13 protein-coding genes are annotated in these 15,858 nt (G+C 70.4%); 5 read left to right on the plus strand and 8 right to left on the minus strand.

The features are described from left to right. Positions 1-19 precede the first annotated feature (19 nt). Genes ACMXN5_RS25260 through ACMXN5_RS25270 form a run of 3 tightly spaced genes read right to left on the minus strand, consistent with a single transcriptional unit; the run spans position 20 to position 1,481 of the window. Entirely contained in the window at positions 20-196 is a 177-nt protein-coding gene (locus ACMXN5_RS25260; protein WP_439677116.1) for a DUF397 domain-containing protein, read from the minus strand. Then, complete coding sequence (locus ACMXN5_RS25265) at positions 193-1,059, minus strand: helix-turn-helix domain-containing protein (protein ID WP_439677117.1); 867 nt, start codon at positions 1,057-1,059, stop codon at positions 193-195. The genes ACMXN5_RS25260 and ACMXN5_RS25265 overlap by 4 nt, the downstream gene beginning before the upstream one ends. Before the next feature lie 17 nt (positions 1,060-1,076). Further along, positions 1,077-1,481, minus strand: coding sequence for a hypothetical protein (locus ACMXN5_RS25270; protein ID WP_439677118.1), 405 nt, complete (start codon positions 1,479-1,481; stop codon positions 1,077-1,079). A gap of 194 nt (positions 1,482-1,675) precedes the next feature. Here ACMXN5_RS25270 and ACMXN5_RS25275 point away from each other — a divergent pair, with 194 nt between their 5' ends. Then, positions 1,676-2,080 (plus strand): hypothetical protein, encoded by a 405-nt coding sequence (locus ACMXN5_RS25275; protein WP_439677119.1) that lies wholly within the window; start codon positions 1,676-1,678, stop codon positions 2,078-2,080. Between the two features lie 15 nt (positions 2,081-2,095). On the opposite strand, the gene ACMXN5_RS25280 is transcribed toward ACMXN5_RS25275, so the two are convergent. The 3 genes from ACMXN5_RS25280 to ACMXN5_RS25290 all read right to left on the minus strand — a co-directional run bounded on the left by ACMXN5_RS25280 (position 2,096) and on the right by ACMXN5_RS25290 (position 5,076). Further along, entirely contained in the window at positions 2,096-3,220 is a 1,125-nt protein-coding gene (locus ACMXN5_RS25280; RefSeq protein WP_439677120.1) for an NUDIX hydrolase, read from the minus strand. Continuing rightward, entirely contained in the window at positions 3,217-3,540 is a 324-nt protein-coding gene (locus tag ACMXN5_RS25285; RefSeq protein ID WP_439677121.1) for a hypothetical protein, read from the minus strand. The genes ACMXN5_RS25280 and ACMXN5_RS25285 overlap by 4 nt, the downstream gene beginning before the upstream one ends. Before the next feature lie 204 nt (positions 3,541-3,744). Beyond that, complete coding sequence (locus ACMXN5_RS25290) at positions 3,745-5,076, minus strand: acyl-CoA synthetase (protein ID WP_439678073.1); 1,332 nt, start codon at positions 5,074-5,076, stop codon at positions 3,745-3,747. 267 nt (positions 5,077-5,343) lie between these two features. Between ACMXN5_RS25290 and ACMXN5_RS25295 the strand changes: the two genes are divergently transcribed. From ACMXN5_RS25295 to ACMXN5_RS25305, 3 genes are all read left to right on the plus strand, one after another. Further along, positions 5,344-6,615: an IS256 family transposase gene (locus ACMXN5_RS25295; protein ID WP_439677122.1), complete on the plus strand. Its 1,272-nt coding sequence runs from the start codon at positions 5,344-5,346 to the stop codon at positions 6,613-6,615. Between the two features lie 2,048 nt (positions 6,616-8,663). Beyond that, complete coding sequence (locus ACMXN5_RS25300) at positions 8,664-9,515, plus strand: hypothetical protein (RefSeq protein ID WP_439677123.1); 852 nt, start codon at positions 8,664-8,666, stop codon at positions 9,513-9,515. Between the two features lie 164 nt (positions 9,516-9,679). Continuing rightward, positions 9,680-10,261: a TerD family protein gene (locus tag ACMXN5_RS25305; RefSeq protein ID WP_439677124.1), complete on the plus strand. Its 582-nt coding sequence runs from the start codon at positions 9,680-9,682 to the stop codon at positions 10,259-10,261. Positions 10,262-10,332: 71 nt separating this feature from the next. On the opposite strand, the gene ACMXN5_RS25310 is transcribed toward ACMXN5_RS25305, so the two are convergent. Together ACMXN5_RS25310 and ACMXN5_RS25315 are read right to left on the minus strand one after the other, a co-directional pair. Further along, positions 10,333-10,917, minus strand: coding sequence for a sigma-70 family RNA polymerase sigma factor (locus tag ACMXN5_RS25310; RefSeq protein WP_379996593.1), 585 nt, complete (start codon positions 10,915-10,917; stop codon positions 10,333-10,335). A 390-nt stretch (positions 10,918-11,307) separates the two neighbouring features. Then, entirely contained in the window at positions 11,308-11,862 is a 555-nt protein-coding gene (locus ACMXN5_RS25315) for a DUF3558 family protein (protein ID WP_439677125.1), read from the minus strand. A 440-nt stretch (positions 11,863-12,302) separates the two neighbouring features. Between ACMXN5_RS25315 and ACMXN5_RS25320 the strand changes: the two genes are divergently transcribed. Beyond that, positions 12,303-15,677 carry a pyruvate carboxylase gene (locus ACMXN5_RS25320; protein ID WP_439677126.1) on the plus strand — a complete coding sequence of 1,125 codons (3,375 nt, stop codon included), beginning with the start codon at positions 12,303-12,305 and terminating at the stop codon, positions 15,675-15,677. Positions 15,678-15,858: the final 181 nt, after the last annotated feature.

Consider the following 15,858-nt stretch of genomic DNA (forward strand, 5'->3'; position numbering starts at 1 on the left):
GGCGGCTCACCGTCGAGCGTCAGACGTTCTTGAGCGCGGCGAGGAACTCGGCCCACGGCGCGCCGGTGGCGCGGATCGACCCGACGCCGGGGTCTTTACTGTCCCGAACGGCCGCGCCGCCAGGCGCGGGAGCGATCTCGACACATTCGTTGTTGGGGCCGCTGTAGCTGGACTTACGCCATTGAGTGGGTGTCACAGGAGCTCCTTACGTGCCGCCGCCATGAACGCGGCTGATGCGTGTTGGCTCAGTGCTTGGGCCCTGAGATATTCGAACGCGATCGTATGTGGGGCGACTTCGCTTTCCTTGTCGTGGTACAGGCCGCCCGTCAGAGTCTCGACGTAGGCGACGCGCATCTGGCCGCCGCCGGCCCCGAGGAGCACGAAGTGACTCATGCCTGCGGCGTGCGCCCCAGCTGCGAACGGCAGGATCTGGATGTCGATGTTCGGTTCCTGGGCAACCTCACACAGGTGATTGATCTGAGCGCCCATCACCTCGGGCCCGCCCACGACTTGCCGGAGTGCTGCCTCGCCGAGCACCACCCAGACATGGAGTGGCGGAGTCCGGGTGAGCACGGACTGGCGTTGCATGCGTGTCTCGACCATGGCCTCGATTTCGCCGCTGGGAACGCGGACCGAAAGCCGTTGGTGCACCGCGAGCGCGTATTCGCGCGTCTGGAGCAGGCCCGGAATCAGCAGTGGCGCGAAGACGTGTTCGTACTCGCCTTGGTCTTCCATCAGAACGAGTGGAGACATCCACGGCGGTACGGCGCCGTTGTCCACCCACCAACCGCCGCTCGTCCTGGTCTCCTTGGCGAGACGGATCAGTGGTTCGATTTCGTCATCGGTGGCACCGCAAGCATGGGCGATGTCGCGGACGACCTGCCAGCGAATCCCGACCGGGGATCGCCAGTCCTCGTACCGATGCACGGTGGAGGTACCGAAGCCGGTGGCCTCACCGACGGCTGCCTTCGTCAGTGCGGCGCGCTTTCGCAAGGTCGTGAGCAACGTCGCGACCTGTAGTCGACGCGGACCACCGGCCATGGTCGGCTCAGTACTCATCGTGTGTGGTTCCTCCGTCACTGTTCGCGTCGCCAGTCTCCCGACCTTGAGCTGCTCCGGGCAAGGTGGCCCATGATCAGTGGCATCACGCCCGGTTCGGCACACTTTTGCTCAGGCAAATCGCCCATGGCATTTCCATGGCGGCAAATTAAGTGCCACACTCCACTCAGGGCACGTTGTGCGGTTGCTCGGTTACTGCGGGTGATCGTGCGCTGCTTGCTTGGTCGTTCGAACACGTCGGACTCACGCTCAGGTAACCAATGGCCGATATCCGATTCACTGCCATCGATCCCGACCGCTCCGTCGTGCGTGACAAGGGGAACGGGATCATCACTGTTCCGCTCCTTGCCTGTGACGCGGAGGCTGAGCCCGTCGGGAAGATCAATCTGCTTCTGGACGGTGTGCGGGCCGAGTTGCTGCACGCCGGGCTGTCTCGGGCGCTCTACGGGCTCAACCCCACTCGGCGGGAGCCGTGATGCGGGCGGGGTTTGCGCGGGCCGTCGTCTATACGCCGCTCGTGGCCGATGGGGAGGCGGCTCGGCTCACGCGGGAGACCGTGCATCGGGTGTGTGACGAGGTCGGGGTCGTGGGGCAACGGCGGGAAGACGTCGGGCACATGGCCTTTGCCCTTGCGGAGGAGGCGGTTCGGCGGTCGGTGGCCAACCGCTACGAACTCGAAGTCGTCGGAGCCGCTCCCGACCGGGCGCCGATCGTGTGCGTCGAACTGTGCGAGGTCGACGCGATCCGGTTGCCTCGCCGGATCGAGCGCGGATCCGGCCTTGCCGTCGCGCTCGAACTCGGCGGCCACTGGCCCTACCACGAGTGCGGCTGGTGGATCTCGCACAGGGGACCGGTCTCGTGGTTCCACGTCGGCGACGTCGAACCCGACCGAGGCGGCGAGCCGTTCGAGATCCGCCTCCCCGGCCTACGCGGCTTCGGCGACACGCACCTCGTCACCCTCGCCGACATCGACCGCGACATCCACGACCGCCTCGGCCCCCCCTGCTGCTGCCTGATCTGACGTGGCCCCGACCGTTCACCCCCGCTGCCTGGGTTGCATCATCGGCGGCTCCAGCGTCCGTGCCGCGCCCCGGCGGAACAGCTGGGCCGGGGCCCCGGGCCGGGATGTCCGTTTTTCGTTGGTCCTCACCACGAACGCGGTGGTGTTCCGCACCCTGCGCTGAAAGTTCTGCGGGTTGAGCCTGACGCCCCAAACCGCTTCGTAGACCTCGCGCAACTCGCTGATGGTGAATTCGGCCCCACAGAAGTCGATGCCGACGGTGGTGTGTTCCAGCAGCCGGCGCGCACGTTCGAGCCCGTGTCGCAGGATCACGCCGTGGTCGAAGGCGAGATAGCCCCGGTGATCCCACAGGGATTCCTCCACCTCGACCCAGTCCGCCCGATAGGCATCCGTCGCACCGGTCACCTCGGGCAGGTTCGGGGCGATCGCCAGGAAAGCGGTCGAGGAGATCCGTCCCCGGGGATCGCGCCGCGGATGCGAGTACGTGTGCAACTGCTGGAACGGAATCCCGGAGCCGTCCAGGCCGGTCTCCTCCATGAGCTCTCGCATCGCGGTGTCCTCCAGGGACTCACCGGGGCGGACGAACCCGCCGGGAAGTGCGAGCTGTCCGGAGAACGGGTCGGTGGCGCGCCTGATCAGCAGGACGTGCAACCGCCCCGAACGGATCGTGAAGATGACGATGTCGGCCGTCGGCAGCGTCGCGACTCGCGGTCGTCTCACCGGTCCGGGCCGTGCGCCGCCACGAATGGAGGTCGCCAGATCACGCGCACTCACCACAGATCCCCGGGGGACCTCGAACGGAAGATCCTTCGGCGGTTCCGCGTAGAAGACCGCGAGGCCCCGCTCGTGCACGATGCCCAGCTCCCACGCGGTCGTGCGGCCGATGTATCCGTCCGGGTCCACGACGTACACGAAGTCCGAGGAGTAGATCTTCTTCAGGGTCGCGGCCTGGATGGCATGGTCCGAGGAGAACGGCGGATCGGAGGCGAAGCGCACGAATTCGCTGCCGTGGTTGGTGATTCGGGACATCGGGGGCGACTTCACCACCACACCGGCGGCCGCGAACTCACGTGCAGCCGCCAGGACTTGAGGGTAGTGCTGCCGGAAGCTCCCGATCAGGGAGACCGACGGTGGGATCACGACCGATCCTCTCCGCTGCGCTCCGATACGGAGGTGTGGTCCGGCGAGGAGGTGCGGGTGGGCGGGGCGGCCTCGTCCGGAGCGGACGTCGGGTCCGACGGGCCGACACGGTATCGCTCGGGTGGGTCCTGCATTGCCGGCGTCTGGAGTCGACGGACGAGTTCGGCCGCAGCGAGGCTGGTGCCGGTGACGACCGTGGTGATCACTGCCGGGTCGTAATGCTCCAAGACCATCAGGACGGCAAACCCGAAGACGACCCCCACGGCGATCAGGCCGGCGGCGAGGGGGCTGATCGTGCGCTTTACCGGGCGACTACTCATGACCAGATGGTGCCGGCCGCGGGTTGCGGATCGTCTGTGTCGATAGCACCCAACTGACGCCAATGGCGGCGTTGTTGCAGGTGGGCGGGGTGTGTGCGACAAAGCGTCGGCATGAACCGAACCGGGGGCTGGTGGGTTGGCGGTGGGCGGTGACCACGCTCGGCCCGCCTGCGGCCGGCCATGGTCCGCAGGTCCCGCCGACCCTTAGTCGGCCAGCAGTTTCTTCTGGACTTTGCCCATCGCGTTGCGCGGGAGGTCGGCGACGAAGAGGACGCGGCGGGGGCGCTTGTGCACGGACAGGCCGGCCGCCACGTGGTCGATGAGTTGGCGCTCCGTCACCTCGCCGCCTGGTGCCAGGACTACGAACGCGACGATCTCCTGGCCGAGATCGGCATGCGGGGCACCGATCACGGCCGCCTCGTGGACCGCCGGGTGGGCCAGGAGCGCGCCCTCGACCTCGCCCGCGCCGACCCGGTAGCCGCCGGTCTTGATCAGGTCCGTACTCGCCCGGCCGACGATCCGGTGCCGGCCGTCGGCGTCGATCACCGCCACGTCGCCGGTGCGGAACCACCCGTCGGTGGTGAGCGTCGCGGCGGTGGCCTCGGGGCGATTCAGGTATCCCTGGAACAGCGTCGGCGAGTCGACCTGCAACTCGCCCACGGTCTCGCCGTCATGCGCACACGGCGACCCGTCCTCGCCGACCAGCCGCGTCCGCACACCCGCGATCGGCCATCCGACGGATCCGGGCCGGCGTTCGCCGTCGGCCCGGGTGCTGAGCGTGATCAGTGTCTCGGTCATGCCGTACCGCTCGACCGGCCGGTGTCCGGTGAGTTCGGCGACACGCTCGAACACCGGCACCGGCAGTGGCGCGCTCCCCGACACCAGCAGTCGTGCGCCGGCCAACGCCCGCGCCGAGTCCGGGTCCTGCGCGATCCGCGACCACACGGTCGGCACGCCGAAGTACAGACTGCCCCCGGCCGCCGCGTAGCCCGCCGGGGTGGGCCGCCCCGTATGCACGAGCCGCGACCCGGTCCGCAGCGCACCGAGCACGCCCAGCACGAGCCCGTGCACGTGGAACAGCGGCAGCCCGTGCACGAGGACGTCGTCCGCCGTCCAGTCCCACGCCTCGATCGCCCCGTCCAGCCCGGCCGCGATCGCCGCGTGCGAGATCAACACACCCTTCGGCGGGCCGGTGGTGCCACTGGTGTACAGGATCAGCGCGGTCGTATCCGGACCCGGCTCCGGCAACGTGCCCGCCGACCGAGCTGCGGGGTCGACCTCCATCGTGGGCAGCCCGGTATCCGTCCACGCCCCCGGCGCCACCAGCAGCGCGGCCCCCGAGTCCGACAGGATGTGCGCCCGCTCCAACGGCCCCGAGTCCGGCGGCACCGGCACGACCGGCACCCCGGCCAGCAACCCACCCAGCGTGGCGATCACCGTCCCCAACGAGGCATCGGCCCGCACCGCCACGGCCGGCGCCCCGGCGATCCGCTCCGCCAACGCCCGAGCCGCCCCGAACAACCCCTCCCGCGACATCGCGTCCCCACCGACGACAACCGCATCCCCACGATCCGTCCCGACCCCGTCGGCAGACACGACAAACGACACGCGGCACCCTCCACAAACCCCGACCGAACAACCCACCGATGCTATGCGCCAGAACACCAACAACGAGCGATTCCCCACTCTTTCGGCCCCGCATTGCGCGCCCGCCGGGCATATCAGATAGTTCGTGTAAGTCCGTGATGTGCAAGGTGGGCCGGGGTACCGTCTCGGATCCCGGCCTCCCGGAACGGACGAGTCATGACCGAGAACGAGAACCCGCAGGTCACAGGTGTGGCCGATGATGTGGTGGGCGAGGTCGTCGAGCGGTTGATGGACCGTGCGGACGCCTCCGGTGTCGCTCTGTTGGGCGAGGGCGGTCTGCTGACCGAGATCACCCGGGCCGTGTTGGAACGGGCCCTGGACGCGGAGATGACCGAACATCTCGGCTACGAGCGACACGACCCGGCGGGCCGGGGCTCGGGTAATTCACGCAACGGCACCTCGGCCAAGACGGTGCTCACCGACGTGGGCGAGGTCACCATCGCGGTCCCTCGTGATCGCAACGGCGACTTCGAACCGGCACTGGTTCCCAGGCATGCCCGACGCCTGGCCGGGTTCGACGACCGGATCCTCTCCCTCTATGCGCGCGGGATGAGCGTGCGCGACATCCGATCCCACCTTGCCGGGATCTACGGAGTCCAGGTCAGCCCCGACCTGATCTCGCGCGTCACCGACGCGGTCGCCGACGAACTCGCCGCATGGCAGAACCGTCCCCTGGACCCGGTATGGCCGATCGTCTACATCGACGCCCTGTGGATCAAGATCCGCTCCGGCAAGGTCGTCAACCGGCCGGTGTTCGTCGCGGTCGGCGTCGACATGGACGGCCGCAAGGACGTCCTGGGCCTGTGGATCGGTGACGGGGGCGAGGGCGCCACCACCTGGATCGCCGTCCTGACCGAACTGCGCAACCGCGGCATCGAGGATGTCTGCATCGTCGCCTGCGACGGATTGAAGGGCCTGCCCGAGGCGGTCACCGCGACCTGGCCCAAGGCGACCGTCCAGACCTGCGTGATCCACCTGATCCGCGCCTCGCTGCGGTTCGCCTCGAAGAAGGACCACGCGAAGCTCGTCACCGCCCTGAAGACGATCTACACGGCCCCGACCGAACAGGCCGCCGAACAGGCCCTGGACGCGTTCGCGTCCTCGGACCTCGGAATCCGCTACCCGGCCATTGTCCAGACCTGGCAGCGGGCCTGGCCCGAGTTCGTCCCCTACCTGGCGCTCCCGCCGGACATAAGGAGGGTCGTCTACAGCACCAACATGATCGAATCGATGAACGCCAGGCTGAGGAAGGCCACCCGCAATCGCGGTCACTTCCCCACGGAACAGGCCGCGCTCAAGGTGCTCTACCCGGCGGTTCGCGAGCAGATCGAACCACGGGCACGCGACCTGAACCTGGTCGCGCCACACTGGAAGAACGCCCTGAACGCGTTCGCGCTGTTCTTCGAAGACCGCATCAACGTTCAGTAACCACCCCAGGGCTTACACAAAGGAACTGACACGCCCGCGCCCGCCGAAACCGGAACATGGCACCGGCGGCCACCCGGACACCGACCGGTGCGGAGCGGTCGCCACCCGGGAAGCGGGCACGACGCTGCTCCGCGCGGTACTGTCGGATGCCTTCGGGTGGGGGTCGGGTGTTCGCGGCGGGCGTTGTGGGTGTGGTCGCCGGTACGGGCCGGGCCAGAGTCGCAGGGTGGGCCGCCGCCGGCGTGCGAGGCTCCGGGACCCGGGTTTTCGGCGAGGCGGGAGCGTTGTTCGGCGGAAAAGCCGGCCGGCAGCCGCGGGGAGGGTGAGGGGTCGGTTCGGTTGCGCCGGGTGGCTTTCGGGAGGGGGTCGGGTGTTCGCGGCGGGCGTTGCGCCTGTGGTGACGGGATGCCAATCCGGGCCGGGTCAGAGTCGCCGGGTGGGCCGCCGCCAGCGTGCGGGGCTCCGAGACCCCGGGGTCTCGACGAGGCGGGGGCGTTGCTCGGCGGAAACCGGCCGGCAGCGGGGGGCAGGGTGAGGGGTCGGTTCGGTTGCGCCGGGTGGCTTTCGGGTGGGGGTCGGGTGTTCGCGGCGGGCGTTGCGCCTGTGGTGATGGGGTGCCAATCCGGGCCGGGTCAGAGTCGCCGGGTGGGCCGCCGCCAGCGTGCGGGGCTCCGAGACCCCGGGGTCTCGACGAGGCAGGGGTGTTGTTCGGCGGAAAAGCCGGCTGGCGGTGGCGGGCGGGGTGAGGGCCGAGTTGGTCCGTCGAGGAGCCTTCCGAGTGGGCTGGGGTGTTTCGGGCGGCGTCTGGGGGAGGGTTGGAGTTCGGAGCCGGATCTCGGTGGGTGGTTGCGGGCTTCGAGGTTTCGGTGACCTGCGGATTTGCGTGCTCAGGGGGCGAAGTCGGGCGTCGAGTGCCGGTTTCGTGTGCTCCGACGCCCTCAACGCCGGTGCGGAGACCGAAACTGTGCAGTGGCAGTCAGCTTCGTTTGCTGCGACCTCACAGAGGCCGTCGAGGAAACCGAAGGTGCCCAGTGGGGGCCGCACCCGGATCCCGAGGCCCTCTAAACAGCTACTCTTCCTGCTGACCTGGGGTTTTCTCCCGCGCCGAGACTGCGGCACCCCACGCCGTCCGGGTTCGTGAACCGTCCGTCACCCACACGCCCACCACACCCCGAAAACACCGCCTCGGCCCCTTCAGTAAGGCTCTCCGGCGGACTCGACCCGCCCCCTCACCCTCCCTGCCGCCAGCCGGCTTTTCCGCCGAGCAACGCCCCCGCCTCGCCGAAAGCCCAGGTTTCGGAGCCCCGCACGCTGGCGGCGGCCGCCCGGCGACTCTGGCCCGGCTCGGATTGACACCCCGCAGCCACAGGTGCAACGCCCGCCGGGAACGCCCGCCCCCTCTCGAAGGCCACCCGGCGGATCCGACCCGACGTCCGCCCTGCCCGCCGCTGCCAGCCGGCTTTTCCGCCGAGCAACGCCCCCGCCTCGCCGAAAACCCGGGTCCCGGAGCCCCGCACGCTGGCGGCGGCCGCCCCGGCGACTCTGGCCCGGCCCGCACCGGCACCCCGTCACCACAGGCGCGACGTTCGCCGCGAACGCCCGGCCCCCTCGGGAAGGCGACCCGCCGGATCCCGCCCGACCCCTCGCCCTGCCCGCCGCTGCCGGCCGCTTTCCGCCAAGCGACGCGCCCGCCTCGCCGGAAGCCCGGAGCCTCGGAGCCCCGCCCCCGCCCCACCCCCGGCCAACGGGAGGTGGTGCGCGATGCCGACGCCGGCGCCGCCGGCCGCGACGGGCTGGGAGTGTCTGACCCGACAGGCCCGTCACCGACCGCTGATCGTGATCGGCCCGTGTCACGCCGGACGTTCCCCGGCGTCCCCCGCTCCCGAGACGGAGTCGGCGTTGCCTGGAAGCACGGGCTTCCCCCGCGACAGGTTCCGGCGCGGGGCCTAGCGTGGCGGGTGGGGAACCGCGAAGCGGGGTGGGTCGTCAGAGGGGCAAGGTTGTCGGGTGGGGTTCGTTCGGTGGAGCCAGTGGAGCTAGGAGTGGGTGTGCGTCGCAATCGTGTGGGGAGACACCGGGTCGGGGCCGTGGTGGCGGTGTGCATATCGCTCGCGGCGTTGAGTGCTTGTGGCAGCGAGTCGAGTCCCCTGTCCACCATCGAGAAGAGCACGCCGACCGCGCCGGTCACCGACAGCGCGTCCTCCGGGCTCGACGAGACCGTGCGCAACGAGGACCTGGACGTCGGCGAACTCGCGCGCCGCGCCAAGCAGTCGGCCGCGAACATCAAGACTGTGCACGTCGTCGCGGACATCGTCTCCGACGGCAAGGCGACCAAGCTGGACCTCAAGGTGGACCGTGGCAGCGAGGACTTCCAGGGCACCGTCGAGCAGAACGGCGTACGCCTGGAGGTGCGCCGGATCGGCGACGCCATGTACGTCCGGGGCGACGAGCAGGCGTATCGCTCGCTGGTCGGCACGGTGGACGGCGAACTCACCGCCAAGCTGCTTGCCGGGAAGTGGCTCAAGGGCGACGCCAACAGCGAGAAGCTGCGCGGCGTACGCGACATCACCACCGTGGCCGACCCGGGCGCGGCGCTCAAGGACTTCCCGGAGGACGGCGTCAAGCTGCCCGTCGAGACGATCAACAACCGGCGGATGATCCCGCTCACCGGCCCGCCCGGACGCGACGACGGCAAGGTCTACATCGAGGCCCAGGGCGGAAAGCCCTACCCGGTGCTGATCGTGTCCAAGGGCGGCAGGGGCAACAAGAGCAGCGGCTCGATCAGCTACGGCGATTTCGACGTCCCGGTGAAGGTGACCGCGCCGCCCGCCGCCGAGGTGATCGAGATCCCCGACCGCGGCACCACGTCGAGCACGCCCCGACCGGGCAGCACGGCCTGACCCGACCCTTGGCCGGCCCATACCGGATATCCCTCGACTCGGACCGAACGACACACTCGCGCCGCCGGACTGATCCACTCGCCCTAGGATGCTCTCCAGCCAGACGCGGCCCGTCTCGGGACGGGCCGGCGCAATCGGGGAACCACCGTAGAGGGGAGTTTGCGATGACGGTCGTTCTCGCACAGGGGGAGAGCGTCACCATCGGCAAGGGCGAGGCCGGTTCGGCCGCGCGGGTCCGGATGGGGCTGGGCTGGGACGCGGTCAAGCACAAGGGGCTGCGCCCGGGTCTGCAGGCGCTCACCGGCGTCGACCTCGACGCGTCCTGCCTGCTGTTCGACGCCGACCACCACCTCGTCGACACGGTGTGGCCGCGGCAGTTGGTGTCCAAGGACGGCGCCGTCACGCACACCGGCGACAACACCACCGGCGCGGGCGACGGCGACGACGAGTCGATCATCGTCGACCTCGCCGCGCTGTCGCCGCGCGTGACGGCACTGGTCTTCACGGTCAGCGCCGACTCCAGCCACGCCTTCTCGCGAGTCGCCAACGCCTACTGCCGGCTCGTCGACGAGCACGACGACAGCGAGATCGTGCGCTACGAACTGTCCGAACACGGCGGCCACGACGCGCAGATCATGGTCAAGCTGGCCCGCGTGGCCGACGGCTGGCAGGCCACCGCGATCGGCCGGGCCACCAAGGGCAACACGTACCACGACCTGCTGCCGGAGATCCTCAAGCACCTGTAGCCACACCGCACCTGTAGCCACACCGCACCTGTAGCCACACCGGCATCGACCAGGCCCGGCGACAAGGCGGACTACGCCGCGACGACGAACCCACGCTCGCGCGCGTAGTCCGCCAACGCCTCACGCAACCGCCGCCGCCCCCGGTGCAGGCGCGACATCACCGTGCCCAGCGGCACCTTCGTGAACGCGGCGATCTCCTTGTACGGAAAGCCCTCGACGTCCGCGAGGTACACCGTCACGCGGAACTCCTCGGGCAGCGCCCGCAACGCGGCCACCACGTCCGAGTCCGGCAGGTGGTCCAGCGCCTCCAGCTCCGCCGAGCGCAACCCCGTCGACTCGTGCGAGGCGGCCCGGTACAGCTGCCAGTCCTCGATCTCCTGCGTGGTCGACACCACCGGCTGCCGCTGCTTTCTGCGGTAGGAGGTGATGAAGGTGTTGGTGAGGATCCGATACAGCCATGCCTTGAGATTGGTGCCGTCGCGGAACTGATGGAAGGACGCGTACGCCTTGGTGAACGTCTCCTGGACCAGGTCCTCGGCATCGGAGGCATTGCGGGTCATCCGCAACGCGGCCGGGTAGAGCGGCTCCAGGAACGGCACGGCGTCGCGCTCGAAGCGGTCCAGCCGCGGGCCGGGGGTGGTCAGCAGATCACTCACGTCGTCGCTCCCGGATCGAAGGGTACGGAGGGGACGAGGGACTGAAGGGCATGAAGAGCGTGAAGGGTAGGAACCCGTCGGCGCCGCCAGCCTGGCTCATCCCTCATCGCGCCAGGGTCATACAGCTCCCCTGCCCACCATGTGCCCGCCGACGCCGGAATCAGCCGTGACATTGGTCCCGCCTCGCGGGGTACGAGGGCCCGGACGAACCAACCGGCCCGCGAAGCCGGCGCGAAGATGACGGAGGGTCAATATCCGTACACGATATGACGATTCGCCGCCGTTCCCCGAACCGGCCGCAACCCGTACCCTCGAACGATGAGTGACCGTACGCGCACGATCGTGATCACAGCGCAACGATCGGCGGGCCGGCCCCCTCAGCCCCCTCCCTCACATCTTCGCCACCGCCAGCTTCGCCAGCGACACCAACTGCTCCTTGCTCGGCGGCGGGTCGCCGCCGCCCGCGTTCAGCGAGAAGACCGCCGTCTCGTCGCCCCGCCGGGCCGCGACGACCAGTACGCCGCCGATGGTGTCGGGCTGCACGTACACCGCCGCGTCGCCCACCCCCGCCACCTTCTCGGTGCGCGCGTCGCCCAGCGTGCCCAGGTACGCCTCCAGCGCCTTGTCCACCCCGCCCGCCTTGGAGCGCGTGGCGATCGTGCTGACCACCGGGGCACCGTCGGCCGCCGCGTAGTCGCAGCCCAGCGGATTCTGCGCGGCCTTCAGGCCCGGCAGCGCCAGCGCCTGCGAGACCTGGTCGGCGGTCAGGATCGAGCACGCGTCCACCGCCCGCAGGTCGCCGCTCGCACCGGTGCCGCCGCTCGCGGCCGGACTCGCGCCCTTGTCCCCGGCCGCCTTCGTACCGCCCCCGTCGCCGTCGTCGCACCCGGCCAGCGGCAGCACGACGGCCGCGACCACGACCGCCACGCCCATCCGAACCCTCACGGCGTTCCCCGTTCCCGTTGCCCGGGTCGTCCCCGGCTCGACTCCCGGGTCGTCCCCGGCCTTCCGCATGATCCGACATTTGATCCGCCATGTCCCGGCCGACGGTGCGATCGGGCCGCGACCGCGCCGCGATCCGGCCCACGCGGGCACGCCCGCCCACCCCCGCCGTTCGGGTCGAAATGTCTCGCGATGCGGGCTGCGAGCAAGGTCACACCCGCCCCGATGAACCCGATATCCCCAGGTGGGACACGGAATCCCGGTCCGCCCGCCGTGCCCGGCATGTGGACCGGGCCTGCGGGGCACCTGCACACGTGTCCTAAAGTCACGCAGGGTTCGACCCGTTGCCGAGACTCCACCCAGGGCCCGGCACTTCGTCGTCTCGAGGTACCCGTCCGATTTCCCCCGCACCCGGACACCCCGGGCAAGGAGGTACGCAGCTCGTGATCCGTAAGCTGTTGGTGGCCAACCGCGGCGAAATCGCCGTACGCGCCCTGCGCGCCGCCACCGAGCTCGACATCACCACGGTCGCCGTCTACGCGTACGAGGACCGTCACTCCCTGCATCGGCAGAAGGCGGACGAGAGCTACGAGATCGGCGAGCGCGGACACCCGCTGCGCGCCTACCTCGACGTGGACACCATCGTCGGCGCGGCGATCGCGTGCGGCGCCGACGCGATCTACCCCGGCTACGGCTTCCTGTCCGAGAACCCGCTGCTCGCCGAGGCGTGCGAGGCCAACGGGATCACCTTCGTCGGCCCCTCGGCCGAGGTGCTCTCGCTCGCGGGCAACAAGGTGCGCGCGCTGGAGGCGGCCAAGGGCGCCGGGCTGCCCACCCTGCACACCGCGCCGCCGCAGGACGACGTGGACGCGCTGGTGGCCGCGGCCGACGAGATCGGCTTCCCGATCTTCGTCAAGGCCGCCGCCGGCGGTGGCGGGCGCGGGCTGCGCAAAGTGGACCGGCGCGAGGACCTGCGCTCCTCGATCGAGACCGCGATGCGCGAGGCGCAGACCGCGTTCGGCGACCCGACGGTCTTCCTCGAAGAGGCCGTCATCCGCCCGCGCCACATCGAGGTACAGATCCTGGCCGGCGCCGACGGCGGCGTGGTGCACCTGTACGAGCGCGACTGCTCGATGCAGCGGCGGCACCAGAAGGTCATCGAGATCGCCCCGGCGCCCAACCTCGACCCCGAACTGCGCGACCGGATCTGCGCCGACGCGGTGCGCTTCGCCGAGGCGGTGGGCTACCGCAACGCGGGCACCGTCGAGTTCCTGCTCGACGAGCGCGGGCGCTACGTGTTCATCGAGATGAACCCGCGCATCCAGGTCGAGCACACGGTCACCGAGGAGATCACCGGCGTCGACCTGGTCCAGGCCCAGCTGCGCGTCGCCGCCGGCGCGAGCCTGACCGACCTCGGCCTGGTGCAGAGCGAGATCCGGATCCAGGGCGCCGCGTTGCAGTGCCGGATCACCACCGAGGACCCCTCGGCCGACTTCCGCCCCGACACCGGCACGGTGTCCGCCTACCGCTCGCCGGGCGGCGCGGGCGTGCGGCTCGACGGCGGTACCTACACCGGCGCCGAAGTGCTGCCCTACTTCGACTCGATGCTGGTCAAGCTGACCTGCCGGGGCCGGACCTTCGGCGACGCGGTCAGCCGGGCCCGGCGCGCGGTGGCCGAGTTCCGCATCCGCGGCGTGGCCACGAACATCCCGTTCCTGCAGGCCGTGTTGGACGACCCGGCCTTCCGCGACGGACGGATCACCACTTCGTTCATCGACGAGCACCCCGAACTGGTCCGCTCCCGCCCCGGCGCCGACCGCGGCACCCGCCTGCTCGCCTACCTGGCCGACGTCACGGTCAACCGCCCGTACGGCCCGACGCCGAGCATCGCGGTGCCGCACACCAAGTTCCCCGAACTGCCCGCCGGCGAGCTGCCCTCGGGCAGCCGGGACCGGCTCCTGGAGCTGGGCGCGGCCGGCTTCGCCCGGGCCCTGCGCGAGCAGAGCGCGCTGGCGGTCACCGACACCACCTTCCGCGACGCGCACCAGTCGCTGCTCGCGACCCGGGTACGCACCTACGACCTCGCCGCCGCGGCGCCCTATGTGGCGCGCCTGACGCCGGAGTTGCTGAGCGTCGAGGCGTGGGGCGGGGCGACCTACGACGTCGCGCTGCGCTTCCTCAAGGAGGACCCGTGGCAGCGGCTCGCGGCGCTGCGCGAGGGCATGCCCAACCTCAACATCCAGATGTTGCTGCGCGGACGCAACACGGTCGGCTACACGCCGTACCCGGACAAGGTGTGCGTGAAGTTCGTCGAGGAGGCGGCCCGCACCGGCATCGACATCTTCCGCATCTTCGACGCGCTCAACGACGTCGAGGCGATGCGGCCGGCGATCGAGGCCACCCTCGGCACGCACGCGATCGCCGAGGGCACGCTCTGCTACACGAGCGACCTGTCCAACCCGGCCGAGAAGCTGTACACGCTGGACTACTACCTGCGGCTCGCCGAGCAGCTGGTCGAGGCCGGCGTCCACGTGCTGTGCGTCAAGGACATGGCCGGCCTGCTCCGCGCGCCCGCCGCCCGGACCCTGATCGGCGCGCTGCGCGAGCGCTTCGACCTGCCGGTACACCTGCACACGCACGACACCGCCGGCGGGCAGCTCGCCACCTACCTGGCCGCGGTCGAGGCCGGGGTGGACGCGATCGACGGCGCCGCGGCCGCGCTGGCCGGTACCACCAGCCAGCCGCCGCTGTCCGCGATCGTGGCCGCGACCGACTACACCGAGCGGGCCACCGGCCTGTCCCTGGACGCGCTGTGCGCGCTGGAGCCCTACTGGGCCGCGGTGCGCGAGGCGTACGTGCCGTTCGAGTCGGGGCTGCCCGCGCCGACCGGGCGGGTGTACCGGCACGAGATCCCCGGCGGCCAGCTGTCCAACCTGCGCCAGCAGGCGATCGCGCTGGGCCTGGGCCACAAGTTCGAGGACATCGAGGACGCCTACGCGGCCTCGAACCGGATCCTCGGCAACATCGTCAAGGTCACCCCGTCCAGCAAGGTGGTCGGCGACCTGGCCCTGCACCTGAGCGCGGTGGGCGCGGACCCCGCCAAGTTCGAGGCCGACCCGGGCGCGTTCGACGTGCCGGACTCGGTGATCGGCTTCCTCCAGGGCGAGCTGGGCACCCCGCCCGGCGGCTGGCCCGAGCCGTTCCGCACCCGCGCCCTCGCGGGCCGCACGGCAAGCTCGACCCGCACGGTGGAGCTGACCCCGGAGCAGGACGCCGCGCTGGACGGCGACCGGCTGCGCGAGACGCTCAACCGGCTGCTGTTCCCCGGCCCGGCCCGGGACTACGACGAGGCCGAGCGGTTGTACGGCGACGTCTCCGCGGTGCCGACCGTGCCGTTCCTGTACGGCCTGGTCCAGGGCGAGGAACTGGCCATCAAGTTGGCCACGGGGGTGTCGCTCTACCTCGCGGTCGAGGCGGTCGGCGAGGCCGACGAGCGCGGCTTCCGCACCGTGTACTGCCGGATGAACGGCCAGCCCCGGGTGCTCTCGGTGCGCGACCGCTCGGTCAAGCCGGCGCGTCCGGAGAGCGAGCGGGCCAACCCGGAGAACCCGAAGCACGTGGCCGCGCCGTTCAGCGGTGTGGTCACCCTCCAGGTGGCCGTGGGCGACGAGGTCGAGGCCGGCGGCACGGTGGCGACCATCGAGGCGATGAAGATGGAGGCGTCGATCACGGCGCAGAGCGCGGGGACGGTGGCCCGGCTCGCGATCGGGCAGGTGTCCTCGGTCGAGGCGGGGGATCTGCTGCTCGAACTGGGCTGAGCCGGGTCGGGTCGGGCCGGGCCTCGGCTTGAGCCTGGCGGGCCGACCCGGTCCCACCCGCGTTTGGGCGCGGGGCGGAGTCGATCGAATCCCGGACCGACCCGGTCGTTTTCTCAAACGGCCCGAACCACACGAACCACCACCCGAGCATTCGGGTGGTGGTTCGTGGCGTTTTACGGAC

It is taken from the genome of Embleya australiensis, assembly GCF_051903075.1.
GTDB lineage: Bacteria > Actinomycetota > Actinomycetes > Streptomycetales > Streptomycetaceae > Embleya.